The following is a 25,045-nucleotide window of genomic DNA, read 5'->3' on the forward strand; positions in this document are numbered from 1 at the left end:
GGCGCGGGGCTTGGCATGGGCATGGCAGGTTCGCTAGGGATTGCGCAGAATGCAGTGGATGGATCGTAGCCGGTTCTGCGCTGCATGCATGCCCTGGCTGCCATGGGGTCGGATGGCGCCGGGCCTTGTGTTGCTGGCCGACAATCAGTGCTTGTTCCCCACTCTTGAGGAGTTTGCATGTCGTTTTGCCAGGGCTTGTGGCAAGCCAACCAGGCGCTGTACCAGCGCACCTTGGACCATCCCTTCAACCGCGAACTGGCGGCTGGCAGTTTGTCGGTCGAGCGTTTTCGCCATTACATGATTCAGGACGCGCACTACCTGGTGGCCTATGGCCGTGCGCTGGCGGTGGCTGCAGCCAAGGCCGACCATGCCGATGGCGTGGTGCAGTTTGCAAATGCGGCGAACGAGGCCGTGGTCGAGGAACGCAAGCTGCACGATGGCTTCATGCGCGACTTTGGCATCAGCGCCCAGGACTTTGCCGCCACGCCACTGACGCCCGCTTGCCACCACTACACCAGCTTTCTGCTGGCCAACAGCTGGGCGGAAAGCTACCCGGTGGCGCTGGCTGGCCTGTTGCCCTGCTTTTGGATCTATGCCGAAGTGGGGCGAGATATCCATGCCCGCTCGCAGCCCGGCAATCCCTACCAGGCCTGGGTGGATACCTATGCCAGCGAGGAGTTTCATGCTGCGGTGCGCGCTGTCATTGCCACCATCGACCGGCTGGCCGAAGGCGCTGACACTGCTACCCGCACGCGGATGGCCGAGGCCTACCGCTACAGCGCCGAGTTGGAATGGATGTTCTGGGACAGTGCCTACCAATTGGGCAGCTGGCCGACGCGCTGAACTGCAACGCTTGTAAACACCGGGCATTGCGGTCGTAAAGTTATGCAATGTGCCTGTGCAGCGCGATAGGCTGGCGGTATTCGCCTACAGGCGCTTTCGAAAAACGGTCTTACGCTTCGTGGCATTCATTTACCAGATGCGCCAAGCGCAGACCCCGAGCAAGCCCGAGGCCTACACGCACGTATCGCAACCATGCAAGGAGTTGCCATGTTGTCTACCAATACCACCCACACCGCTTACCACGCTCCCGTGTTTGAACCTACGGTCGATGAGTTGGCTGTTCTGAAAAGCTCGAACTGGGAGAAAGGATTTCGCTGGAGGATGCTGCTCATGCGCATGTCTCCAAGCGCCTGCTGGAGCGTGGCATGGTGGTGGAGCGCGACGGCTACATGACCATTACTGCGCAAGGCCTGCAGCAGATCAAGCGCGACGACGCCTGAAACCCGGCCCGCGTTTGACCACCGCACCCAGGCAGCCCCAGCAGGCTGCCTTTTTTTTCATCATGGATCACTTTGTGCCATGGTTTCAATAGCTTGGAGTGCTTATCTACAGCTGTGCACAGAACTTTCCACAAGATTGTGCCCATGGACTGGGGACAACCGTGCGAGGGGCTGAAAGAGGGCGCTTGTCTGCGCTTGCCCAGCAGCGCATCCGCTGCCGAGCAGGCCTGTAGCTGCCCAAATGCCCTGTCAGGACCCGCGATGCCTCAATTTTCAGCAATTTCATAATTTTTCTTATAAATCAGTAAATTGACTTCCTTATCTACAAGATTCTTCACAGCTTTCCACAGTATTGTGCCCGTGCAATGGGGACAAGGCTCTTGGCGTGTTGGCGAGTGGAAGTCGCAGCCCGGCGGATGGAGGCAGCGGCCCAGCTACCTGTCCAGGTGCGGGTCCAGATGCAGGCGCTACCTCGCTGAAGAAAACAACGCAATATGCTGCGGCCGATGGCTTTCGACGCCAACAAAAGCTGGCGTCACAGCCTACGCGCTCAACTGCCCCGCAAACCCTCTGACGCAGCGGAATCTCAGTAGACTCTGGGGCAGGCGGCGGCCGCTTTTACTTATCTTCGCAGTCGGTACAGGCCTGGTGCAACATGGCTGCACTAGGATGCGGTCATTCTTTACAGGCCGGTGCCCGATGGTGATCGATCGCTGAAGCCCGCCGCTGTAACACACCTCAGACCGATTGCTGCCATGGACCATAACTCCAATAATTCAACCCGTCCCACCCCCCAGCCTGCCAGCGCACCGCTGCCTGATGCGCGTGCCGCGACAACGCCCAAACGGCGGAGCCGTTGGCTGGGTTCCACCATCGCGATTGCGTTGGTGGCGGCCCTGGCGGGCGGCGCCTGGTATCTGGTGCAAAGCAAGAAGACTCCCGCAGGCATGGCGGGCGGTGCGCCCGGCATGGGAGGTCCTCCCGGCATGGGTCCCGGGGGGATGCGCGCGATGGCCGTCACTGTCGGCAGTGCCGCTGCCAAGCGCCAGACCTTGCCGGTCACCTTGACGGCGATGGGCACCGTTGTGCCCACCACCACCGTGACCTTGACCACCCAGGTCTCAGGCATATTGCGCGATGTGCTGTTCACCGAGGGGCAGATGGTCAAGAAGGGCCAGAAGCTGGCCCAGATCGATCCGCGCCCATTTGAGCAGGCGCTGCAACAGGCCAAGGGGCAGCTGGCGCGCGACCAGGCGCAGCTTGATGCAGCGCGCGTGACGCTCAAGCGCTACCAGACCTTGTGGGACCAGGATTCGATTGCGCGCCAGGACCTGGACACGCAGGCGGCCTTGGCCAAGCAGCTCGAAGGCACGGTGGTTGCCGACCAGGCCCAGGTGCAGACCGCGCAACTCAATCTGGGTTATGCCAGCATCACCTCGCCCATCGATGGCCGCATTGGCTTGCGCACGATGGACCCGGGCAACTACATCAGTGCGGGGGGCACTACCGGCATCGCCGTCATCACCAAGGTCGCACCGATCGATGTGAGCTTCACCGTGCCGCAGGACCACATCCCCTCGGTGCTGGGTGCGCAGAAGGCCGACCCCCGCCTGCCGGTCGCAGCGCTGGACCGCGCAGGCAGCAAGACACTGGCCCAAGGCGTGTTCCTGACCTTGGACAATCTGGTGGACACGGCCACCGGCACCGTCAAGGCCAAGGCGCGCTTCGAGAATACCGATGGCGCGCTCTTCCCCAACCAGTTTGTGAACACCCGCCTGACCTTGAAGGACGAAAGCGCGCTGGTGGTGCCCGTCACCGCCATCCGCACTGGCGGCAATGGCGACTTTGTCTATGTGATCAATGCGGACCGCACGGTGACCCAGCGCACCGTCATCCGGGGCATGAGCACGGTCGAATGGGTGGCCATCAATTCCGGCCTGAAAGAGGGCGAGCTGGTGGTGACCGAGGGCGCCGACCGCTTGAAGGATGGCGCCGTGGTGGCGCTGCAAGGCGATACCCCCACCCAGGCGCATGGCGCCAGCAGTGGCCGGCGCGGTGCGCGTGAGGGCGGCCCGCGTGAGGGCGGTGGACGCCGTGGCAACAGCGAAGGCCGGGGGGCCAATGGTGCAACGGCACCCGGAACTGCGGCCGGCAATGGCGCGCCCGCCGGTGGTGGTGGCGGCGGGGTAGCGGTCGAGCCCAATGCCGGCCAGCCCAGCGCCGCAGCCCCTGCGGTGAACCCGGACCCGTCTGCCGCTGGCAACAGTGGTTCTGGCGGCTCGGGTGGCTCGAGCGGATCCACCCCTTCCTCCGGATCAGGCCAGACCGCACCCGCCATCAAGCCGGAGGAAGCACCCAAGGGCATGGCACCAGCGGCCACGACGGTGCAACCCGCCCAGCGCGCCAACCAGTAAGGCGGGCTGAGCGATGAGTCCTTCCCGCCCCTTTATCCAGCGGCCGGTGGCGACGGCCTTGCTGATGCTGGCCATCGTGCTGACCGGTCTGGTGGGCTTTCGGCTGCTGCCGCTGTCGGCGCTGCCCGAGGTGGATTACCCGACGATCCAGGTGCAGACCTTGTACCCCGGCGCCAGCCCCGAGGTGATGAGCCGCACGGTGAGCGCACCGCTGGAGCGCCAGCTCGGCCAGATGTCCGGACTGGATCGCATGTCCTCGACCAGCGCTGCCGGTGTGTCCATCGTGACCCTGCAGTTCCAGCTGGGGCTGTCGCTGGATGTGGCCGAGCAGGAGGTGCAGGCCGCAATCAACGCCAGCAGTGCGCTGCTGCCGGCCGACCTGCCCGCCCCCCCGATCTATGCCAAGGTGAACCCGGCCGACACGCCGGTGATGAGCCTGGCCATCACCTCCAAAGAGCTGCCGCTCACCGAGGTGCAGAACATCGTCAACACCCGCCTGGCGCAGAAGATCAGCCAGGTTTCGGGCGTCGGTCTGGTCAGCCTGGAAGGCGGGCAAAAGCCTGCAATGCGCATCCAGGCCAACACCCAGGCGCTGGCGGCCAATGGCATTACCTTGAGCAGCCTGCGCACCGCCATCAGCAATGCCAATTCCAACAGCGCCAAGGGCAGTTTCGATGGACCCAAGCGCTCCTACTCGATCAACAGCAATGACCAGCTGCTGACCACCGATGACTACATGAACCTGGTCGTGGCCTGGAAGGGCAATGCCCCGGTGCTGATGAAGGACGTGGCGCGTGTGGTGGCCAGCGCCGAGAACGACCGGCTCGCCGCCTGGGTCGATGAGACGCCCGCGATCATCCTGAATGTGCAGCGCCAGCCCGGCGCCAATGTGATTGCGACTGTCGATGCGATCAAGCAGCGCCTGCCTGAGCTGACTGCGTCCTTGCCTGCGTCGGTCGAGGTCAAGGTGCTGACCGACCGCACCACCGGCATCCGCGCGTCGGTCGAGCATGTGCAGATGGAGCTGGCGCTGGCTGTGGTGATGGTGGTGCTGGTGATCTTCTTCTTCCTGCACAGCCTGCGTGCCACGGTGATCGCCAGCCTGGCCGTACCCATCTCGCTGATCGGCAGCTGCGGGGCCATGTACCTGCTGGGCTACAGCCTGAACAACCTGAGCCTGATGGCGCTGACGATTGCGACCGGCTTTGTCGTCGACGATGCGATCGTGATGATCGAGAACATTGCGCGCTACATCGAAGAGGGCGAGACGCCGATGGCTGCCGCCTTGAAGGGTGCAGCGCAGATCGGCTTCACCATCATTTCGCTGACCGTGTCGCTGATTGCGGTGCTGATTCCGCTGCTGTTCATGGGCGATATCGTGGGCCGTTTGTTCCGCGAATTTGCGGTGACTCTGGCCATCACCATTCTGATCTCGGCCGTGGTGTCGCTCACCCTGGTGCCGATGATGTCGGCGCGCTGGCTCAAGCAAGAGGACACCAGTGCGCACACGCGCGGCTGGGCGGCATCGGTGCAGCGCGGTTTTGACAAGGTGATCCACCATTACGACCGTGGCCTGCACTGGGTGTTTCGCCACCAGGCGCTGACCCTGGTCGTGGCGGTGGCTACCGTGGTGTTGACGGGTCTGCTCTATCTCGCCATTCCCAAGGGCTTGTTCCCAACGCAGGACACCGGCCAGCTGCAGGCGCAGATCGAGGCCGCGCAAGAGGTCTCCTTTGCCCGCATGAGCGATCTGCAGCAACAGGCCGTCAGCGCCATCCTGCAGGACAAGGATGTGGCCTCGGTCAGCTCGGTGGTGGGGGTGGATGCCGCCAACAACACCATGCTCAACACCGGCAGCCTGTCGATCAACCTGACCCGGCCGCATGATGCGCAGGATGCGGTGATGCAGCGCCTGCGCGAGCGGGTGAGCCAGGTGGCGGGGGTGCGCATTTTTCTGCAACCCTCGCAGGACCTGACCATCGACTCGCAAACCGGCCCCACCGAATACCGCCTGTCGATCGGCGGCGTGAACACCGACCAGGTCAATGACTGGACGCAGAAGCTCGTCAGCCAGCTGCAGAACGTGGCCGAGGTGCGCAATGCCACCAGCGATGCCGGGCGCAAGGGCCTGTCGGCCTATGTCAATGTGGACCGCGATACCGCATCGCGCCTGGGCATCAGCGCCAGCAGCATTGATGACAGCCTCTACAGCGCCTTTGGCCAGCGCATTGTTTCGACGATCTTTACCGAGACCAACCAGTACCGCGTGATTCTGGAGGCGCAGCAAGACCAGCTCAACAGCGTGCAGACCTTGGGCAACCTGGCCATCAGTGCCAGCAGCACGGGGGCCACGCCGCTGTCAGCCATAGCGAATATCGAGGAGCAGATGGCACCGCTGCAGGTGACCCGCGTGTCGCAGTACCCCGCCGCGACCCTGGGCTTTGACACCGCTCCCGGCGTATCGCTGGGCCACGCAGTCGATGCCATCAAGCAGGCGGCCAAGGATATTGGCATGCCCGCGTCGCTGACCATGGAGTTTCTGGGCGCGGCAGCCGCCTACCAGAACTCGCTCACCAGCCAGTTGGTCCTGATCCTGGCGGCGCTGGTCTGCGTCTACATCGTGCTGGGCGTGCTGTATGAGAGCTATGTGCATCCGATGACCATTCTGTCTACCTTGCCGTCGGCGGGGGTGGGTGCCTTGCTGGCGCTGATGATCAGCGGCAACGACCTGGGTGTGATCGGCATCATCGGCATCATCTTGCTGATCGGCATCGTCAAGAAGAACGCGATCATGATGATCGACTTTGCGATCGATGCCGAGCGCAACCAGGGCATGGGGCCGCAAGAGGCCATCCACCAGGCGGCCTTGCTGCGCTTCAGACCCATCTTGATGACGACCCTGGCCGCGTTGTTTGCTGCACTGCCGCTGATGTTTGGCTGGGGCGAGGGCGCCGAGCTGCGCCGCCCGCTGGGCCTGGCCATTTTTGGCGGGCTGATGCTCAGCCAGTTGCTGACCCTGTTCACCACCCCGGTGATCTACCTGGTGTTTGACCGCCTGGGTGCCCGCTTTGGCCGCCGCCAAGCCGGCAATGCCGATGGCAGCCATGCCGAGGTGCAGGCATGAACCTGTCCGAGCCCTTCGTCAAACGCCCGGTCGCGACGGTCCTGCTGACCATCGGCATGGCACTGGCGGGCATTGCCGCGTTCTTTGCGCTGCCGGTGGCGCCCTTGCCGCAGGTGGATTACCCGGTCATCTCGGTCACGGCCAGCCTTTCGGGTGCGAGCCCGGAGAACATGGCCTCCAGCGTAGCCACGCCGCTGGAGCGCCATCTGGGCGTGATCGCCGGGGTCAATGAGATGACCTCGCGCAGCTCGACCGGCTCGGCCAATGTGACCTTGCAGTTCGACCTGAACCGCGACATCAATGGCGCTGCGCGCGAGGTGCAGGCGGCCATCAATGCTGCGCGCAGTGACCTGCCGTCAGACCTGCGCAGCAACCCTACCTACCGCAAGATGAACCCATCGGATTCGCCGATCATCATCTTGGCGATGACCTCGCCCACGCGCACGCCCGGCGAGCTGTATGACGAGGTCTCCAACGTGGTGAGCCAGCGCATCTCCCAGGTTGATGGCGTGGGCGATGTCGAAATCGGCGGCGGCTCGCTGCCGGCGGTGCGGGTGGAGCTCTTGCCCCAGGCACTGAGCCACTACGGCATTGCGACCGAGGATGTGCGCGCCGCCATCCAGGCCGCCAATGCCAACCGGCCCAAAGGGGCTATCGAGAGTGGTGGCAACCGTCTGCAGATCTACACCCCGGCGCCCGAGCGCAAGGCCAGCTGGTACCAGGGCCTGGTGGTGGGCTGGCGCGATGGCGCCGCTGTCAAACTGGGCGATGTGGCACGCGTCATCGACGGGCCGGCCAATGTCTACACGATGGGCTTGTTCAATGGCCAACCCGCCATCCTGGTGCTGATCACGCGCCAGCCGGGCGCCAACATCATCAACACCGTGGACAACGTCCGCAAGCTGCTGCCCGAGCTGCAGGCCCAGCTGCCCAAGGATGTGAAGATCCAGGTGGCCAGCGACAGCACCAACTCCATCCGCTCGTCGCTGCACGAGATCGAGACCACCTTGCTGGTCTCGGTGATCCTGGTGGTGCTGGTGGTGGGGGCGTTTATCCGCAAGGCGCGCGCTACGGTGATTCCGGCCGTGGCCACCGTGGTGTCCTTGCTGGGCACCTTTGGCGTGATGTACCTGCTGGGCTTCAGCCTGAACAACCTGAGCCTGATGGCGCTGACGGTGGCCACCGGCTTTGTGGTCGATGACGCGATTGTGGTGCTGGAAAACACCAGCCGCCATATCGAGCAGGGCATGGACAAGATGGCCGCCGCGCTGCAGGGCGCGCGCGAAGTGGGCTTTACCGTGCTGTCGATCAGCCTGTCCCTGGTGGCGGTGTTCATACCGCTGCTCTTCATGGAAGGCCAGATTGGCCGCCTGTTCAAGGAATTCGCCGTGACCTTGTCGGTGGCAGTGATGATCTCGCTGGTCATCTCGTTGACGACCACGCCGATGATGTGCGCCTGGTTTCTGCGCAACGAGGATGCCATCGAGACGGCACCGCGCGGCCGCTTTGCCCGCGCGCTGGAGAACGGCTACAACGCGATGCTGAGGGTCTACGAGCGCTGCCTCGATTGGGCGCTGCATGCCAAGCTTGTCGTGATGCTGATCCTGGTGATCGTCATCGGCATGAACGGCTATCTGTTCATGCACGTGCAAAAGGGCTTCTTCCCGCAGCAAGACAACGGCCAGCTGGCGGGCGGCCTGCGCGCGGACCAGAGCATCTCGTCGACCGCGATGGCGGGCAAGCTCAAGGAGGCCTTGTCGATCATCCAGCAGGACCCGGCCATCGACACGGTGGTGGGCTTTGCCGGCGGCAGCCGCTCGGGCGGGGGCTTTGTGTTCATCAACCTCAAGCCGGTCAGCGAGCGCGATGTGACCAGCCTGCAGGTGGTCGCGCGCCTGCGCCCCCAGCTGTCGCAGATCACCGGTCTGCGCGTGTTCCTGAACCCGGTGCAGGACTTGCGCATGGGCGGGCGCTCGTCCAATTCGACCTACCAGTACACCCTCAAGAGCGACAACACCGCCGACATGAAGAAATGGGCCACGCGCCTGGCCGAGCGCCTCAAAGAGGAGCCTTTGCTGCAGGACGTGGACACCGACCAGTCGGAGAGCGGCGTGGAGGTGTATGTCGAGGTGGACAAGCAGGCCGCAGCGCGGCTGGGGGTGAACTCCAAGTCCATCAACAACGCGCTCTACAACGCCTTTGGCCAGCGCTCGGTGGCCACCATCTACAGCGACCTGAACCAGTACTCGGTGATCATGGAATGGGCGCCGGAGTACACGCGCGGCCCACCGGCGTTGCAGGATATCTATGTGCCCTCCAACCTGACGGGCACCGAGGGCACGGCCGCCAACCCGGCGCAGCGCAGCGCATCGACCGGCAATGTGATCAGTACCAGCGTCGCTACCATGGTGCCGCTGTCGAGCTTTGCCAAGGTGGTGGAACGCCCCGCGCCCACCAGCGTGAACCACCAGGACGGGGAGCTGTCAACGACGATCTCGTTCAACCTGGACGATGGCGTGGCGCTGAGCGAAGCCCAGCAGGTGATTGCCCAGGCCGAGGCCGATATCGCCATGCCCATCAATGTGCGCGGCAGCTTCCAGGGTACGGCGCTGAGCTTTCAGAAATCGCAGAACCAGCAGCTCTACCTGATCCTCGCCGCAATCGTGGTGATCTACATCGTGCTGGGCATGCTCTATGAAAGCCTGGTGCACCCGATCACGGTGCTGTCCACCCTGCCATCGGCTGGTGTGGGTGCGGTGATTGCGCTGATGCTGTTCAACATGCAGTTCACGGTGATTGCGCTCATCGGGGTGTTCTTGCTCATTGGCATTGTGAAGAAGAACGCGATTCTGATCATCGACTTTGCGCTGGAGGCCGAGCGATCGCGGGGCCTGTCTGCCATCGACGCGGTGCGCGAGGCCTGCCTGCTGCGCTTCCGCCCCATCCTGATGACCACCTTGGCCGCCGCGCTGGGCGCCTTGCCGCTGGCCATAGGCTTTGGCCAGGGCTCGGAGCTGCGCCAGCCGCTGGGCATTGCCATCATTGGTGGCCTGCTGGCCAGCCAAGTGCTGACCCTGGTCACCACGCCGGTGGTCTATGTGCTGCTGGACAAGCTGCGCCGCCGCGCCCCTAACGAGCGCGACCTGGGCCGTGCCTCCAACGACGGCATGCCCACCCTGGAACACTGATACGCCATGATGCCAACCCTCGCCTTTTCCCATTCCCTTCGTCCGACCCGGACGGCGCCTGTGCTGCGCAGCCTGGCACTGGCGCTGTGCTGCGCCGGGCTGTTGAGTGCCTGCTCGGTGGCCCCCGTCTACCAGGTACCTAGCACCCCCGCGCCGGCCAGCTTCAAGGAAGCCGGCGCGCTGTGGCAAAGCGCCCAACCCAACGATGCCGTGGACCGGGGCGACTGGTGGACACTGTTTGCTGACGAGCAGCTCAACCAGCTCGCTGCCCGGGTGCAGGTGGACAACCAGAACATCGCAGCGGCCGCAGCGGCCGTGCAACAAGCCCAGGCGGCGCTGCGCGTGGAGCAGGCCGGCCTGCTGCCGACCGTCAATGGCACGCTGGGCCAGACGCGCCAGGGTGGCGGCCAATCCAGTGGCAATGGCAGTGCCTCGCTGGGCATCAGTGCCGCCTGGGATGCAGACCTGTGGGGGCGCCTGCGCGAATCGGTCAGTGCTGCGCAAAGCAGCGCCCAGGCCAGCGAGGCCGATCTGGCCGCCGCGCGCCTGTCGGCCGTAGGCAGCCTGGTGCAGAACTACTTCAGGCTGCGCGAGGCCGATGCCGAGATGCAGATCCTGCAGCAGTCGATCGAGGGCTACCAGCGCAGCCTGCAGATTGCCCAGAACCGCTACGACGTCGGTGTGGAGGCGCGCACGGCGGTGCTGCAGGCGCAGACGACGTTGACGAATACGCAAGCCAGTGTCGAATCCCTGCGCCAGTCGCGCCAGACCTATGAGCATGCGATTGCGGTGCTGACCGGGCAGGCACCGGCCCAGTTTGACCTGCCGCCTGAAGCCTGGAATGTGACGGTGCCCGAGGTCCCGGTGGTAGTGCCGTCGACCTTGCTCGAGCGCAGGCCCGATATTGCAGCGGCCGAGCGGGCGGTGGCTGCGGCCAATGCCCAGATCGGTGTGGCCCAGGCCGCTTATTACCCGAGCCTGAGCCTGAGCGGCTCGCTCAGCCGATCCGGCTCGAACCTGGGCAACCTGTTCAGTGCCTCCGGTTTGCTGTGGTCGCTGGGCGCATCGCTGAGCCAGAGCATTTTCAACGCCGGTGCCACCACGGCTCAGGTCGATTCTGCGCGCGCCGCCCATGCGGCCCGAACCGCGAGTTACCGCCAGTCGGTGCTGGCGGCTTTTCAGGCGGTCGAAGATGTGTTGAGCAATGTGGCCGCGCTCAATGCCCAAAAGCCGCTGCTGCAGCAAAGCCTGGATTCGGCCGAAAAGGTGGAGCAGCAAATGCTCAACCGCTACAAGGAAGGACAGGTGCCCTATACCGATGTGGTGACCGCCCAGGCTACGGCGCTGTCAGCGCGCCGCTCGCTGATCCAGTTGCAGCTGAACCAGCAACTGGCGGCGGCCCAGCTCATCCAGGAGTTGGGTGGCGGCTGGCATGCCGATTGGATGAACCCCGGCACCTGAAGGCTGGGCCTGGCCCTAGCTCTGGCTTCGGGCTGAGGACGTCTCCCCGCGTCGTCAGTGCAGATGCGGCAGAAAATTGCGCCCCGTTCGCTGCACAAACTGCGCATAGCTCATCGGCGCGCCCAGTTGCACGTCGGCGTGGTTGGGCAGCACCCAGGCCCAGGCCCGCTGCTGCTGTTCGTCAAACACCAGTTTGTACAAATGGCTGGGTACCCAGACCTGGTTGCGGCCAATCGTCGGCGTCTGGCCTTCGAACAGCGGGCCGGTGTAGACAAACACATTGCCGCGCGCGCGTTTGGCATATTTGCGCACATCGGCTTCGAGCTTGGACCAGACCTGGCGGTTGTGGGTGGGGTCCTGCGGCACCATGTTCGACAGCGCAAACGACTGGGCCATGCCCGTGGCGGTGCTCTGGTCCGCTGCCGGCGCCATGTGCCCGCGGTCATAGCCGCTGGCCTGGTAATCGGACAGCTCCGCCTTGTAGGCAGCGCGCAGGCGCGCATCGGCATAAAAATGGTCGGTGCGGGGCAGTCCGGCAGCACTTTGCAGCCGCTGGCGGCTGAGGCGTTCCACCGTGACAATGGGCGTTTTGGACAGCCCCGAATACAGCACCGCGAACCCTGTGGAACACAAGGTCACGGGCATCCAGCTGCGGCCCACGCTGGCCGCACTGAGCGGGGCGTCCGGCGGCAATTGCTCGGCGCAGTCGGCAAACCCCTGGCTGGCTTTGTCCGAAGCGGCTGGGCTGGATGAGCCTGCAACTGGAGGCGAGGGCGGTGCAGAAGAGGGCGCGTGACCAGTGCCTGACGCTGCACCACCGCCTCGGCTTTGCCGGGCAATGTCTTCAAAGCGGGCTTGCCAGTCTGCGGCAGTGGATTGCAGCTCGCCCCACCACTGCTGCGCGGTCTGGACGGGGCCTTGTTGCTGCAGCCACTGCGTGGTGCTGTGGATGGCCCATTGGCGAACGTGGTCCAGCTGGGGAACATAGGCGGCCGAGCCCAGCGCCGCCACTGCGCTGTAGCCTGCGAGTGCGCCCCGGCCTACCAACTTGCGCAACAAGCCACGCAGCAGGCCGGGGGCTGATTTGGATGCTTTTTTCTTTTGGGCTGAGCGCTTGGCAGAACGGGAAGGAGGGCAGGCCATGAACTTTGACAACCGGGGTGTGCTGGCGTCAGCCAGCACGCATAACAACCGTTCTATTGTGGCGCAAATTGCTACCTTTGGCTTGCTGGATGCTATGAATTTTTTAGCTATTCACCAAGCAGTGTAGATGGATACTGTCTGTATGCCTGGAGGCGGCTTGGATCGCAGGTACTGTATAAAAATATGGCACAAGTTGCGCAGCGGATGCCTGCGTCCGGCTCGCGATGCTTCGCGAGTGGCTGATCCGCATCTGCATTGCGGGGCAACGTGCGCCGTCAAGAAAAACAGCCAGCGGCGACGCAGATAGCAAACAACTGCAAACCAATAATTATTGACAAGGTCAAATAGATTTAATCGAATATGATATAGCTATCAATTATGGCTAAGTTTTGGCGCGGCATGCATTGTACGAGTGCGATTGAATAACGGGAGTGCATCGAATAGGCCGCTGTATCACAGTGGGTTTGATGGCCGATGCGGATAATGCTCGGGTGAATGGGTTGGCCGCCGATACTTTGCAAGGACATTAGTTATTCCCATGTACACCCCCTTCTATGTGTATTTGTCGTCGGAGCCTTTTTCCAAGATCAAACTGAGGCCTACCAGCCATTTTGGTGTGTACCGAACCGATCCCATCAAGCTGGTTGTCAATGAAGCGACGGTGGCGACCTACCAGTATGTGCGTCTGGACCGGGTATTCAACAAGATATTCATCTACGATATTCAATTGCGACGTGATGTAGGTAGCCTGGGTCTGGGGCAGTTCTATGAGGAGCAAATGGGTGGACGCTCCAAACCTGCCGATAATGAGTAATTCGGGCCGGATCTGATGGCTCGCAGCCTGCACAGAGATAATGCAGCGCCTGTTTTGATGCGGCTTGGCTGGCTTACCTGGCAAACACCGGTACTGAATTGAGATGCGCATGCGGAGCACGCGCAGATCGGTACGCGCGGGGCAGGTAACTCCGAGGGTGGTGTGGGGGTATTGTTATCGGGGGGCGGGCGCACACGCATGCGCTCTCAAGGGTCAAGCGGAGCAGCATAGGCACCGCCTGTGTTGTTACTTGCCAGGCTAGGCTCCACGAGAGCCCAGTTGGAAATGGGCAGGTATCCGTGGAGCGTTGCACAGCAGTGCACGCGCAAGAGGAAACCTTTCATAACATATTGCGTTTGTTGATGTGACGGCATGTTTCTCGGGTGGCGCTGGGGTCTGCATTGCTATGCCTTCACCGCTTCGGATTGACGGAAGGTCTCCCTCAGCATAGCCCCTTGTTGCAACGGGCCTGTACGGTGGCGGCTCGCCCGCAAAAAAGCCGGATTAGCGGGCGGAAAGCCTAGCAATGCTTGCTAGTATTTGAGTACTATAGATATCAAAAACCATTAGAAGATCATTTAAGATATCTTTTTGCTTCGTCTAATCCGATTGATGAGCTATGGGCAGAAGCGCAGCAGGCTTCGCGTGGAGCTGCGGACTGCGAAATGCGTCTGTGATTGCCGTCCCCTGTTGCCCGGCCGGCGGTGAAGTGGCTGCGCTGTTCCGCCTTGTAACCTGTCCGCTGCATCCACTTAAATCATAGTTAAGATGGGTATATAACTATGGTTTAGGTTGAAGGCTGAACTTATCTTCATATCCGCAATCTTGAAGCATCCCGGTTCGCGCAGGGCGTCGCGTCCTGTTGCTTCCAGGATGATGCTGTCGTTACCGTAGTGATAGATGCCTGCGCCGGCCCGCGTGCCCTCACTGCAGATGCCCCGGAAGGGCGTCAGAGCTTCTGGCCGTTCCAGGCCCAGAGGACCCGGCCTCGCACATCCAGTTGCTCTCGTCCATCGAGCAGGTCAGAGGTCTTGATGCTGGGGTTGTCGCTGCTGATCTCGAACTGCCCATCCCAGCGCTGGCGCACGCGCTTTACAAAGAGCCGGTCATGTGCGCACAGCACATAGACGCCGTCGATGTCGACCAGGCGGATACCGGTGTCGACCAGCAAGATATCGCCATCATTGAAAGTGCCCTTCATCGAATCGCCATAGGCATGGATGAAGCGCAGCGCCTGGACGTTGGAGGGTTTGACCCGCTGTGTGACCCATTCCTGCGACAGCTTCAGATCGCCGGTCAGCACGTCGTGCTCCAGCAGCTCGGCCCCTGATCCCATCGATGCGCTGTTGGACAACACGGGCACTGCGATCGAGGGGCGCCCCGGAATGGGCGCAGGGGACAGGTCGCTGTAGGGCATCACGGTACTGGAGCGCGCCATGGTTCCTTCCCCCAGGGCCAGCCAGTCCGAAGACACATTGAGCAACTGCGCCGCGCGGGCGCTGTTCTCTGCCGTCAATGCCTTGGTATTTCCGTCCACCACCTTCTTGATGGCTTGGTAGGACAGCCCCAGCCGGTCGGCCAGGTCCGCGGTTTTCATCTCTGCTGCCGTCATCGCCTGAACCAGGCGGTCTTTGTATTCAACCATGGTTTAAATTCTCGCGGAAATTTTGATAACTATAGTTGCTTTGTGGTCTGAACTATGGTTTAATTATTGCATGTTCATACGAAAGTCACAACCCAGCCCCGGTCTGAGCGCCCTCGACGCTGCGGCACTGCCAGATGCGGCAAGCCCGGCGGCGGCGGGTTCGAACATGGGCCGCCAAGAGGGCAGGGCGGAGCGCGTTGGCGGGGCCCCTAGCCATCGGCTCGCGTTCGCTGCGCCTCAGAGCAACGGGCAGCCACCCAATGCATTTAGCCGTCCGGTGCAATCCATTGCGTCTCAGTTCGGCCCGCAGCGGATATCCCGGAGCACGGAACGCCATCCCCGGTATCTCGGCTACGTCATCGAAAGCGGGACCCAGGCCCAGGCTTCCCACGACAAAACCCAACGTATTTTGAAAGGAACACTGCGATGAACTTTGCCCGCACCTGTGACCCTCTGAGCAGCTTCGGTGTCCCGGAGCATTCGGCCCGGCTTGCAGGCGGACATGCTTCCCGCATCCTCGCGGCCCTGCACGATGAGAAATCGCTGACGGCGGGCGAGATGGCCGAATGCACGGGCATGACGGTCGAGCAAATCTGCCGCCGCCTGCCCGAGTTGGCGCGCACCGGCCTCGCGCAGGTGGTGCAGTTTGAGGGGGCGGATCTGCTGCGCGACGGCTACCGCGTATGGGAGGCGGTATGAGCATGCCACTGCCCAGACGCAAGGGGCGCGGCGTTCTGCTTGATGCCGGTCCTTTGGGGATGCACCAGCTCGCCGTCAACATGGGGGCAAAAGCCAAGGCCGGTTGCATGCCACCCAGGGCGGACCGGTTAGGCGTGGCGGCATGCGATGGCACGCGGACAGACACAGACAACGGAATCCTGCCAGCACAAAGGCATTGAAGGAGCAAGCATGAGCATGACAGCAGAGCGATACACGGTCGCGTTGAGCGCCCGCGATCTGTCCGATGAGTCGCACCGCATGGGACAGGTGGACCTGATCAAGGCCAGCGGGATGAGCAAAGCCAATGTGGCTTTGCACTACCTGCGGATCATCACCAAGCCCAGCAGGGTGGATATGGAGCGGATGTACAACGCGTTGGTCCAGTACGGCGTGGCCGGAAAGCTGGCAGACCCCCAGGATGCTGCGTTGGAGGCCATGGCCTGGTTGCTGGACCAGAAATGCAAGCCATGCCAAGGAACGGGCCTGACGGCCAAGGAGGGCAAGACCTACAAATGCCTCAAATGCAAGGGTGCGATGCTGGCCCAGGAGCCCAGCCGAAAGGACGTGCAGCTCCTGATCGACTATGTGATGGACTGCAAAAGAACGCACAGCAATAACTTGAATAAGTTGTTGCGAACCGACTAAAAGTGTGGTATTCTCGTAATCGTTGAGACATTGATGAGAAGGGTGCGAAAGCAAGCCCGTCCATGTCCTTAACCATGAATCACTTGCGCTGCTGTTGTGGCAGCGCAAGGCCTTTGATGGCAGAGCTATGCCACCAGCCTTTTCAAGCCTCGCCCCGTGCGGGGCTTTTGCGTTTCTGGCGTGGGTCAACATGCCGGGGGTATGTCCGGGCAGGTTGGCATCCGCGCTGTGCGCGCTGCCATCAGGTGGTGGCACCACGTCAGCCATAACTGCAGTTCCTCTTGCCTGCTGGCGCATGCCATTGCAGGTTTTTTCCAACGTCGATGCCCGCTGCATGCGGGCTTTGGCATATCAGCTGCAGCAAGCGCAGTCCGCACCCGAGTGGTTTGACGGTGCGGTATCTCCTGCTGAGAGCTTCCCAGTGCTTGCAGAAGCGAACAGCCGCCCCAGCCCGCTTGGGTTGTCTGATGGGGCATGGATCTGAAGGCCAGTGTTTGCGCTGTCCTGGTCAGTGACTGCAGGGCAGGTTCGGCGCGCATGCGTACCCATGCCGCTGGAACTCCGGCCCCGCAGCCCTTGAGGAGAGAGCACAGACTGCCGGTGTGCACTACGCCGCCAGCAGCTGTGACTTTTTCAACCATTGCATTCCGCCGAGAGGCGGTTTTTTTGTGCCCGACGAGGGCGAAACCGATCCGCCTTGGCTCAACGCAGGCGGATTTTCTTTTTTTGAAAGGCCCAACCATGGCTTATGAAGTATCGACCGGCACCCGTTTTGCAATCTCGACCGGTTTTGGCGCTCCCGTCTCCGTGACCACGATCTCCAATGCGGCACCTCCCGTGATCGCAGCGGCAGCCCATGGCCTGAGCGCCAAAGACCCCTTCCTGCTCAATACCGGCTGGGAAGACATGAACGACTCCATCCTGCGGGTTGGCTCGGCGACCACGGGTGCCATCACGTTGGAAGACGAGGACACCACCGACCTGATCCAGTTCCCCAGCGGTTCGAGCGCCGGCACGGTCCGCCCCATCACTGGCTGGACCGAGCTGCAGCAGGTCAGCGAAATCAGCCCTACCGGCGGCGAACAGCAGTACGCGGAGTTCGCGCCCCTGTCGCAAAAGTACGGCATCAAGATCCCGACGACCCGCTCGGCGATGAGCTGGGAGCTGACCTTTGGCTGGGATCCCACCCTGCCAGGCTACAAGGCCGCTGTCCAGGCATCGCGTGCCAACCGGCTGGTGGCGATTCGCATGGCCCTGCCCAACGGTGGCTCGATCAGCTATGCCTACGGCTATATCAGCGTGCAGGAGACCCCTGTGGTCGCCTCCAACGCCGTGACCACCGGCAAGCTGACCCTGTCCATGCTGCGCCCCATCAAGACCTACAAGTAAAGGTCGCCACGCCCGCCTTGGTTGACCCAAGGCGGGTTTTCCATGCCCGGCAGGTAGCACCTGCACGGGCTTTTTTGTTTCAGAAGAAGGATATCCACCATGGCGAAGTCTCTCGCATCGTTTGCACCCACTCCCACTTTCAAAGGCACTGCCGACGTGCCCGTCGCCGGCAAGGGCCCGCAGCCTCTGGGCCTGACCTTCCGCTTCCACGATACCGAAGCGATGAAGGCGCTGTCCGCCGAGTTCACCGCCTTGCAGGACAAGTACAAGGCGACGGCCGAGGCCCCTCTCAGCGATGAGCAAGAAAAGGACATGCGTACCGACCAGGCCAAGCTGGTGATGAAAATCGTGTCTGCCTGGGAATTCACCGATGAGTTCAGCGTCGAGAACATCACGCAGTTCTTTGTGACCCATGCGTTCGCCTTCGGTGCGATCGTGACTGGCTTCTTCCAGGCTCATTCGGGCGCCAAGACAAAAAACTGATGGAGCTGGGCCGGGCGCTGTTTGGCGAACGGTCCAGTCCCCAACAACTGGTGGCCATGGGCTTTCCTGCCGAGATGATCAAGGAACGCGAGCCCCTGGTGTGCTACCCCGACCACGAGCTGGCCTACCGCTGCTTCATCGACAACGCCAGCCAGTGGCGAGCAGGCATGGGCGGTATCTATGCCCTGGACTACAACGTGATCTACCGCTGGCTGGATGCCGAGGGCATCAACAAGCGCAAACGCAACCAGGTGCTGCGCGAAGTGGGCCTGCTCGAGCGCGGCGCGCTCGAAGCATTGCAGGCGCGCAGGGAAGCACAGGATCGATCCCGCCAGAAATAGCCCACTTCGGTGGGCTTTCCTTTTTCTATGCTCGCCTCGGCGGGCCATTTCTATTGGTGCTGCTATGGCTGATCTAGAAAAAAATATCAAGATTGGTGTTGACCTCTCGGACCTCCAGCTGGGTGTCCATGAGGCCATCAACAGCATTCAGGGCTTCTGGAGTTCGGTCGAGGCCGGCTCCAGAAATTCCGCACAATCGTTCGAGATGATGACCTCGGCGTTTCAGAGCCAGTCATCGGTGATCCAGGTGGGGATCCGGGATACCCAGCGCTTCTCCGAAACCTTTGTTCAGGTGCAGCAAACGAGCCAGGTTGCCCTCACCTCCTACACCCGGGATCTGGCGACGGTGCAGAAAGAGCAAGAGAACGCGAACGGCGCTGCCAAGCGTTGGGCGGAGTCCACCAAGGTGGTGTTCGGCCTCCTGGCGCAAGGGGCGCCTGCGTTCTTTGGCAAATTCATTACGGAAACCATCAACGCCGAAAAGCAGCAGGCCCAGCTCTCCGCCATGTTGAAGTCCACCGGCGAGGCTGCGGGTTGGTCGCAGGAGCGGCTCAACGGCATGGCCGCATCGCTGTCGAAGTCGAGCGTGTTCTCGTCGGGGGAAATCACCCAGGCGCAAACGCAGCTGCTGACTTACTCCAATGTCGTGGGGCAACAGTTCCCGCAGGCCATGCAGGCCGTGGTGGATATGTCGTCGCGCATGGGCACATCGGTGACCAGCTCTGCGGAGACCATCGGGCAGGCGTTGAATTCCCCTTCCGAAGGGCTCAAGGCGCTGGCGGACAAGGGGGTGCAATTCACCGACCAGCAAAAGGAGATGGTTGCGCAGTTGGAAGCAACCGGCCAGGTCGGTGCGGCGCAGGCCGTTATCCTGGATGCGCTGCAAACCTCGTATGGTGGTGCGGCGGTTGCTGCAAGGGATACGCTGGGTGGTGCCCTGGAGGCGCTGCAGAACAGCTTTGCGACTGCAATGACGGGTGACAGCGGCAGCCTGCAAGGGATGCGCGAGAGCATTGAGTCATTGAACGAAACCTTGTCCTCCGAAGCGACGCGCGCAGGCTTTCAAACGGTGATTAGCGGACTTGCGGGCATTGTCGAGCTCGCGGCCACTGGTATCAGTGTCATTGGCCAATTTGCTAACGCCATCTCTATGAACATTAAGGGTGCTCAGCATGCATCTCTTGAGCGGCAATTTGATTTTGCCAAGACCGAGCTCGATCGACTGCAGTCGCGACTGCGTTTGGACCCTGGAAAAAACAATGTTGAGCTTCAGGAGGAAGCAAAGCGCTTGCGCGATACCATGGTCCGCGCAAGTCTGGAGATGCAAAAAATCACTGCCAGCATGGCCAAGCAAGCTGGCGTCGCCATCATCCCTAGCATCGACGTGCCTGCCGTTGAAGTTGGGACTAGGGCAGTGCAAGCGCAGACGGAGGCCGTCACCAAAAATGCTGCGCAACTTGGGGCTACTGCTCAGGCGAGCAGTCGAGCTGTTACCCAAGGGGCCACTGCATCAACAGATGCTGCTAAAAACGCGCAGGTAGCATATCAGCGCTTGCGCACCTCAATTCAGTCGAAGACTGAGGCCAGCGAAAATGATATTGAGGTTGCGGCCAGACTCAAGGATGCGACCAAGGATACGAGCGCGCAAATAAAGCGTGATGTTGAAGCCTACAAAGAGCAGCTTGCAGTCCAAGAAGAGCTCGCAAAGGCCTATGCCAAACAATACGATGAGGCAACGCGAGTTCGTCTTGCCGTAAATGATTTGCGAAAAGCTGCGGAGAATGACACAAAACGTCTGGAGCTAGAAGCGTCCCTGATTGGAGCTTCAAATGCCGAAAGGAAGGTCGCAATCCAGCTCTACGACTTACAGATCGAGAAGCAAAAACAGCTCGACTTGGTTCGCAATGTTTCCTATCCGGGGTCTGTGGAAGATGCCAGGAAAGCTCGCGCAGTAGAAGAAGCAAATGTAGAAGAAATTTACGCGCAAAAGGCAGCAAATATTGCAGGCCAAGCTTACATCGAAGAATGGAGCTCTACCGTTCAAAAAGTGGAAGATATTTTTGTCTCTGGGCTCACCGGTATGCTGAATAACGGTAAGTCAGGCTGGGATTCATTCTGCAAATCGCTTAAATCCTCTTTTTCCACGATGGTGGCGAAGGAGATCTATGCGATGTTTGCCAAGCCTTTCGTTGTTCAGTTGGTAGGCTCCTTCATGGGAGTGATGGGTGGCGTAGGCAGGTTACTAGGTGGCTTCGCTTCAGATGACAGCAGTGGAGGGAATCTTCTTGGCACTGCTTCGAACATTAACACTATCTATAGCGTAGGGTCTGCCGCATATGCCGGTTCCCTCGGTAATTACTTTCTGCAAGGGCCTATAGCCTCCGGAGCTAACTATCTGGGGGTCGGCAATCTGACTACTTCCATCGGCAATTACCTCAATTGGGGTACGGCAAAGCCGACCCTGGACATGCTTCTGGGGACCGGGAGTAGCTCCGCTGCATCCGCTGGAGGAGGTGGAGCAGGTTTGGGATATGGGGCTGGTTGGGCAGCGGCGGCGGTCATGGCTGCAGCCTATCTGGGTGGTATGTTCAAGGAAGAAAAGCAGGTCGGCAGCGGCCTGATGGGTGAGCTCGGCGGAGACATGTACGGCTACCAACTGATGCGCGAAAGCGGCAGCTTGTTTGGGGGGCCCAAGTACCGGTATCTGGCGGCGGAGAAGGAGATCGAGAAGGCCAATGCGCAGATCGAAACGCTCCAAGGCCAGATCGCGGCCAACCCGGAGGCCAAGGAAAATGGCTACCGTGAGCGCCAGCTGCAGCAGCTGTATTCGCGCGTCGAGATGCTCCAGGAGAACTATGGCACGGCGATTGAAGGCTCCAAAGGCCCCATTAAGGTGCTGCAGGATGCCTTCAAGGACATGCGGGAGGATACGGCCAAAAAGGCCGATACCCTGGGCTTGAATGGAGACGCCATCCGTGCCATGAAGGTGGCGCTGGGGCTCGATGAGATCCATCCGGATACGGGTGGCAAGGGCTTGCAGTTGACGGGCCTGTCGCAGGAGGAAGCATCGGCCAAGATTCAGCAGGCGCTCGCGCAAGCCAATGAGGAGCTGGCACGCAGTGTGCTCGGCAGCTGGCAGGAGCAGACGCGCGAAGTGACCCGCATGGTATGGGACAACGTGCAAGTTGCTGGCGACAGTGACACCGAGCAATGGGCTCGTGTCGGCCGCCAGGTGACGGAGACGGTCACTGAGCAGATCTTCGTGATGAGCGAGTATGTGCGCACAGGTGAGAAGGCCGTGGATGCCTTGACCCGCATGTCCTCCAGCCTGGTGGGTGTCAATCAGATCTTTGAGCTGTTTGGCTCCACATTGCTCGAAGGCTCGCTTTCGGCAGGTGACTGGGCCAGCAAGCTGGTGGATGCAGTCGGCAGCATGGACGCGCTGACACAGGCCGCAAGCACTTATTACGATCTGTATTACAGCGATGACGAGAAGCGTAGCCGTGCGAGCAAGGTGGCCAATGATGGTATGGAAGAGCGCGGGCTGGATCTGCGTGTCGGCGATGTCGATGCGAAGAAGAAATACCGCGCCCTGGTAGACAAAGCCATCGCTGACAGGGACGAGGAGCTGCTCGCCTGGCTGTTGCAGTTTGCGGATGACTTTGCCAATGGGGTTGATGCCGTCACTGCCAGCTTGGAAGACGGAACTAACGCGCTTGCCGCGAAGCTGCAAGAGATTCAGCAGATCCGTGAGGAGACGCTGTCGACGTTGGGGCTGTCCATGGACGGCCTGGTTGATGGATTCATCAATGAGATCAACGAGGGACGGGGTGCAGAAGCCGGCAGCTGGTTGGCCAACCAAATCTCGGCAGGCTTTGAACAGGCCGTGTACGAACAGGCGATCAACACCATTCTGTCGTCCATGATCGATGGGATGATCACGCCGATGCTGACTGCGGCACTTACTGGAGCCAATGTGGCGGATGCGGTAAGTGGTGCAGCCATAGACAACATGATTTCCAATGCCAATGCGGCGATCCAGGCGTTGAACACGTTGCTCACCAGCACCGAGTTCGTGGAGGGCATGGAGAAGCTCAAGGTCTCGGTCAAATCGTTGGGCAACTCGATTGGCGTGAGCGTTCCCAAGATGCGCAGCTACCAGGGAGGCGTATCCAATCTGGGTAGCTCATACGACTCGTCCGCCAAGGCTGCCAACTCCGCGGCTGATGCTGCCAAGAAGCTGGCTGACCAGTGGTCCAAAACCATTGACGCCATGGCCAATGAAATGAAGCGGCTGCGCGGGCAGTTGCTGGGGTCTGGCCCGGACCAGGGAGCGGCTTACTACGAGTCTCTTTTTGCCATCAAGACGGCCCAGGCCCGATCTGGCAATCAGGACGCGGCTGACGAGCTGCCCTCGATCATCCAGGCACTGGAAGCGCTTGCAAAAGCCAGTGCAACGTCCCAGGCCGATGTCTTGCTCAAGCAGTCAGCCTGGCTGGCATCGCTGGCGGACACGAGAAACTTCCTCGCCCATAAATACGGCGTCGATATCGGCGATGTGAAAACCGCAGAGGTGGGCGCTGCCACTGCCGGGCGTGTGGTTCAGGCGAGTGGCAACACCGCTTTGCTGAGCGCGCTGCAGGCATCGAGTGACAACCCGGTACTGGTGGCGGAAGTGCGGGCCCTGCGCTTGTCGCTGGACAACCATGACGCCAACCGCAAGGCCGAGGCGACAGTGGTCGTGCCTGCGGTGCAGCAACTCAACAAGACGCTGCGCATGTGGGACGCCGATGGAATGCCTGCAACGCGAAAACAGGAGGAAAACGCATGACAGGATTGAGAACCGTCAGCCCGCTGGAGATCAGCGATGGCGTGATCGTTGCGCAGCCGCCTGTGGAGGACACGGCGGCTGTCTGGGTGGCGGGGGCCTGGCCCAGAGGGGCCAGGGTGCGCTACCAGCACCTCGTCTACCAGGCGGGTGCCGATGTCAACGACAGCATTCCGCCGCCGGACAACCCAACGCTCTGGATCAAGGTCGGGCCCACCAATACGTGGGCCCTTTTTAATGGGCGCACGTCGCAGAGCTCCAAGTTCAATGCGACGGCATCCTACCGGTTCCGATTTGGACGCGCGGTGGATGCGGTGTGTGCCATAGGTATGGCCGACGTGCATTCTGTGCGGGTGCGTGTGTTGGACCCGACTTACGGCACTGTCTATGACAAGGCGCTCACGGTCGGCCTTGCGCCAGAGACCGCCGATTGGTGGGAATGGCACTTTGGCGAGTGGACGCCAACAGGTGTGCTGGGGCTCTTTACCGGGCTGCCGGCATTCCCGCAAGCGGATGTGCTGGTGGACTTCGTCGGTACGACCGGCATGGAGGTCGGCAACCTCATTCTGGGCAATGCCAAGGAGTGGGGCCTGGGTGTCGAGATCGGTGCCTCGGTGGGCATCCAGGACTTTTCCCGCAAGGAGCTCGATGAGTTCGGCAACCGCGTGCTGGTTGAGCGCACCTACATCGGATGGGCAGATATGTCCGTGCCCATCAGGCGCACGGAAATCATGGCCATCAAAAACTATATGACCAAAAACCGGGCCAAGCCCATCCTGTTTCTAGGCTCTCAAGACATTGAGGCCTTGAACGTGTTCGGGATCGCCAAGGATTGGTCCGTCGCGATCGAGTACCACGACTACTCGATGTTTGCAATTCAACTTGAGGAGGTGTGATGCCTTTAGTCGTTCCAACCCCCATTCCCGCCTATCCCCCTGCGCCACAGCCCACGGATGACCGTGTCAGCTTCAGCACCAAGGCCTTTGCGCTGGCGGCTTCTTATGAGCCGCAGCGGGTGGCGTTTAACATCGCCCTGGACCAAGTGCATGCCAATTCCCAATGGGCGCAATCCAAAGCGCAGGAGGCGCAGGACTCCGCCATGGCGGCGAGCCAGTCAGCCAGCAACGCCCATGCCAGCCGTGTTGCTGTAGATGAAGCCGTCAATGATGTGAGAGAGGCATTGGATGCTATCAAGGCAGGTCCCGTTGCATCCGTTAACGGGCGCAATGGTGTTGTGGTGGGTCTTCAGGAGGCCTTGATCCAACGTGTCTCCACAGCTGCAGACAATGGGCAGCCACTGCTAGTGGGATCGGAGTATGCCCTCTCCGCAGGTTCCGCATATAGCCGCTCGTTACCCGTAGGTGTCGCGGGAAATCAGATTGTGCTCAACAGCACCGGTGGCTGGGCCGCGAGCCTATTTACTTTGGGCCGTGCGAACGCGGCGCACACCATCAACGGCGTGGCAGATAACGTGTTGTTCGATTCCGATTCTGCGCGCCGAATTATTGCCTCTTGCACTGCACCAGGTGCTTGGACGCTGACCATCTCGTAATAGGACATTATATGC

General features: G+C 61.4%; 18 protein-coding genes. 16 read left to right on the forward strand and 2 right to left on the reverse strand.

The window, feature by feature from the left end:
- Nucleotides 1-177: 177 nt before the first annotated feature.
- The 6 genes from tenA (at nt 178) to MJ205_RS04270 (ending at nt 11,470) form a co-directional block, all read left to right on the forward strand.
- The gene (gene tenA / locus MJ205_RS04245) at nt 178-843 is read left to right on the forward strand and encodes a thiaminase II (RefSeq protein WP_239811329.1); all 666 of its coding nucleotides are present in this window, start codon (nt 178-180) and stop codon (nt 841-843) included.
- A 207-nt stretch (nt 844-1,050) separates the two neighbouring features.
- On the forward strand, nt 1,051-1,236 hold the full coding sequence (locus MJ205_RS04250) for a hypothetical protein (protein WP_239811330.1): 186 nt from the start codon (nt 1,051-1,053) through the stop codon (nt 1,234-1,236).
- An 802-nt stretch (nt 1,237-2,038) separates the two neighbouring features.
- A complete protein-coding gene (locus tag MJ205_RS04255) occupies nt 2,039-3,697 on the forward strand; it encodes an MdtA/MuxA family multidrug efflux RND transporter periplasmic adaptor subunit (RefSeq protein ID WP_239811331.1) in 1,659 nt (552 codons plus the stop codon).
- A gap of 13 nt (nt 3,698-3,710) precedes the next feature.
- Nucleotides 3,711-6,821 (forward strand): efflux RND transporter permease subunit, encoded by a 3,111-nt coding sequence (locus MJ205_RS04260; RefSeq protein ID WP_239811332.1) that lies wholly within the window; start codon nt 3,711-3,713, stop codon nt 6,819-6,821.
- Nucleotides 6,818-10,009 (forward strand): efflux RND transporter permease subunit, encoded by a 3,192-nt coding sequence (locus MJ205_RS04265; protein WP_239811333.1) that lies wholly within the window; start codon nt 6,818-6,820, stop codon nt 10,007-10,009. The genes MJ205_RS04260 and MJ205_RS04265 overlap by 4 nt, the downstream gene beginning before the upstream one ends.
- A 6-nt stretch (nt 10,010-10,015) precedes the next feature.
- Nucleotides 10,016-11,470: an efflux transporter outer membrane subunit gene (locus MJ205_RS04270; protein WP_342395176.1), complete on the forward strand. Its 1,455-nt coding sequence runs from the start codon at nt 10,016-10,018 to the stop codon at nt 11,468-11,470.
- Nucleotides 11,471-11,524: 54 nt separating this feature from the next.
- On the opposite strand, the gene MJ205_RS04275 is transcribed toward MJ205_RS04270, so the two are convergent.
- Complete coding sequence (locus tag MJ205_RS04275; RefSeq protein WP_239811334.1) at nt 11,525-12,529, reverse strand: DNA/RNA non-specific endonuclease; 1,005 nt, start codon at nt 12,527-12,529, stop codon at nt 11,525-11,527.
- Between the two features lie 82 nt (nt 12,530-12,611).
- Here MJ205_RS04275 and MJ205_RS23655 point away from each other — a divergent pair, with 82 nt between their 5' ends.
- Nucleotides 12,612-12,740, forward strand: coding sequence for a hypothetical protein (locus MJ205_RS23655; RefSeq protein WP_256460960.1), 129 nt, complete (start codon nt 12,612-12,614; stop codon nt 12,738-12,740).
- A gap of 411 nt (nt 12,741-13,151) precedes the next feature.
- Complete coding sequence (locus tag MJ205_RS04280) at nt 13,152-13,427, forward strand: hypothetical protein (RefSeq protein WP_239811335.1); 276 nt, start codon at nt 13,152-13,154, stop codon at nt 13,425-13,427.
- 949 nt (nt 13,428-14,376) lie between these two features.
- On the opposite strand, the gene MJ205_RS04285 is transcribed toward MJ205_RS04280, so the two are convergent.
- Complete coding sequence (locus MJ205_RS04285) at nt 14,377-15,072, reverse strand: LexA family transcriptional regulator (protein ID WP_239811336.1); 696 nt, start codon at nt 15,070-15,072, stop codon at nt 14,377-14,379.
- A gap of 426 nt (nt 15,073-15,498) precedes the next feature.
- Between MJ205_RS04285 and MJ205_RS04290 the strand changes: the two genes are divergently transcribed.
- The 8 genes from MJ205_RS04290 to MJ205_RS04325 all read left to right on the forward strand — a co-directional run bounded on the left by MJ205_RS04290 (nt 15,499) and on the right by MJ205_RS04325 (nt 25,030).
- Nucleotides 15,499-15,771 carry a helix-turn-helix domain-containing protein gene (locus MJ205_RS04290; protein ID WP_239811337.1) on the forward strand — a complete coding sequence of 91 codons (273 nt, stop codon included), beginning with the start codon at nt 15,499-15,501 and terminating at the stop codon, nt 15,769-15,771.
- A 210-nt stretch (nt 15,772-15,981) separates the two neighbouring features.
- On the forward strand, nt 15,982-16,437 hold the full coding sequence (locus MJ205_RS04295; protein ID WP_239811338.1) for a hypothetical protein: 456 nt from the start codon (nt 15,982-15,984) through the stop codon (nt 16,435-16,437).
- A 741-nt stretch (nt 16,438-17,178) separates the two neighbouring features.
- Nucleotides 17,179-17,826, forward strand: coding sequence for a phage tail protein (locus MJ205_RS04300; protein ID WP_239811339.1), 648 nt, complete (start codon nt 17,179-17,181; stop codon nt 17,824-17,826).
- Between the two features lie 99 nt (nt 17,827-17,925).
- Nucleotides 17,926-18,309 carry a phage tail assembly chaperone gene (locus MJ205_RS04305; protein ID WP_239811340.1) on the forward strand — a complete coding sequence of 128 codons (384 nt, stop codon included), beginning with the start codon at nt 17,926-17,928 and terminating at the stop codon, nt 18,307-18,309.
- On the forward strand, nt 18,309-18,650 hold the full coding sequence (locus tag MJ205_RS04310; protein ID WP_239811341.1) for a DUF1799 domain-containing protein: 342 nt from the start codon (nt 18,309-18,311) through the stop codon (nt 18,648-18,650). The genes MJ205_RS04305 and MJ205_RS04310 overlap by 1 nt, the downstream gene beginning before the upstream one ends.
- A gap of 64 nt (nt 18,651-18,714) precedes the next feature.
- On the forward strand, nt 18,715-23,481 hold the full coding sequence (locus tag MJ205_RS04315; RefSeq protein WP_239811342.1) for a phage tail length tape measure family protein: 4,767 nt from the start codon (nt 18,715-18,717) through the stop codon (nt 23,479-23,481).
- On the forward strand, nt 23,478-24,374 hold the full coding sequence (locus tag MJ205_RS04320) for a hypothetical protein (RefSeq protein ID WP_239811343.1): 897 nt from the start codon (nt 23,478-23,480) through the stop codon (nt 24,372-24,374). The genes MJ205_RS04315 and MJ205_RS04320 overlap by 4 nt, the downstream gene beginning before the upstream one ends.
- The gene (locus tag MJ205_RS04325; RefSeq protein WP_239811344.1) at nt 24,374-25,030 is read left to right on the forward strand and encodes a hypothetical protein; all 657 of its coding nucleotides are present in this window, start codon (nt 24,374-24,376) and stop codon (nt 25,028-25,030) included. The genes MJ205_RS04320 and MJ205_RS04325 overlap by 1 nt, the downstream gene beginning before the upstream one ends.
- Nucleotides 25,031-25,045: the final 15 nt, after the last annotated feature.

Origin of the sequence: Comamonas sp. B21-038 (assembly GCF_022387135.1) — a bacterium.
GTDB lineage: Bacteria > Pseudomonadota > Gammaproteobacteria > Burkholderiales > Burkholderiaceae_C > Comamonas > Comamonas sediminis.

Coding starts and splice junctions, on each gene's coding strand:
- MJ205_RS04320 (WP_239811343.1), top strand. CDS start 23,478: ATGACAGGATTGAGAACCGTCAGCCCGCTGGAGATCAGCGATGGCGTG.
- MJ205_RS04315 (WP_239811342.1), top strand. CDS start 18,715: ATGGCTGATCTAGAAAAAAATATCAAGATTGGTGTTGACCTCTCGGAC.
- MJ205_RS04260 (WP_239811332.1), top strand. CDS start 3,711: ATGAGTCCTTCCCGCCCCTTTATCCAGCGGCCGGTGGCGACGGCCTTG.
- MJ205_RS04325 (WP_239811344.1), top strand. CDS start 24,374: ATGCCTTTAGTCGTTCCAACCCCCATTCCCGCCTATCCCCCTGCGCCA.
- MJ205_RS23655 (WP_256460960.1), top strand. CDS start 12,612: ATGAACTTTGACAACCGGGGTGTGCTGGCGTCAGCCAGCACGCATAAC.
- MJ205_RS04290 (WP_239811337.1), top strand. CDS start 15,499: ATGAACTTTGCCCGCACCTGTGACCCTCTGAGCAGCTTCGGTGTCCCG.
- tenA (WP_239811329.1), top strand. CDS start 178: ATGTCGTTTTGCCAGGGCTTGTGGCAAGCCAACCAGGCGCTGTACCAG.
- MJ205_RS04270 (WP_342395176.1), top strand. CDS start 10,016: ATGATGCCAACCCTCGCCTTTTCCCATTCCCTTCGTCCGACCCGGACG.
- MJ205_RS04250 (WP_239811330.1), top strand. CDS start 1,051: ATGTTGTCTACCAATACCACCCACACCGCTTACCACGCTCCCGTGTTT.
- MJ205_RS04305 (WP_239811340.1), top strand. CDS start 17,926: ATGGCGAAGTCTCTCGCATCGTTTGCACCCACTCCCACTTTCAAAGGC.
- MJ205_RS04280 (WP_239811335.1), top strand. CDS start 13,152: ATGTACACCCCCTTCTATGTGTATTTGTCGTCGGAGCCTTTTTCCAAG.
- MJ205_RS04265 (WP_239811333.1), top strand. CDS start 6,818: ATGAACCTGTCCGAGCCCTTCGTCAAACGCCCGGTCGCGACGGTCCTG.
- MJ205_RS04295 (WP_239811338.1), top strand. CDS start 15,982: ATGAGCATGACAGCAGAGCGATACACGGTCGCGTTGAGCGCCCGCGAT.
- MJ205_RS04285 (WP_239811336.1), bottom strand. CDS start 15,072: ATGGTTGAATACAAAGACCGCCTGGTTCAGGCGATGACGGCAGCAGAG.
- MJ205_RS04300 (WP_239811339.1), top strand. CDS start 17,179: ATGGCTTATGAAGTATCGACCGGCACCCGTTTTGCAATCTCGACCGGT.
- MJ205_RS04255 (WP_239811331.1), top strand. CDS start 2,039: ATGGACCATAACTCCAATAATTCAACCCGTCCCACCCCCCAGCCTGCC.
- MJ205_RS04310 (WP_239811341.1), top strand. CDS start 18,309: ATGGAGCTGGGCCGGGCGCTGTTTGGCGAACGGTCCAGTCCCCAACAA.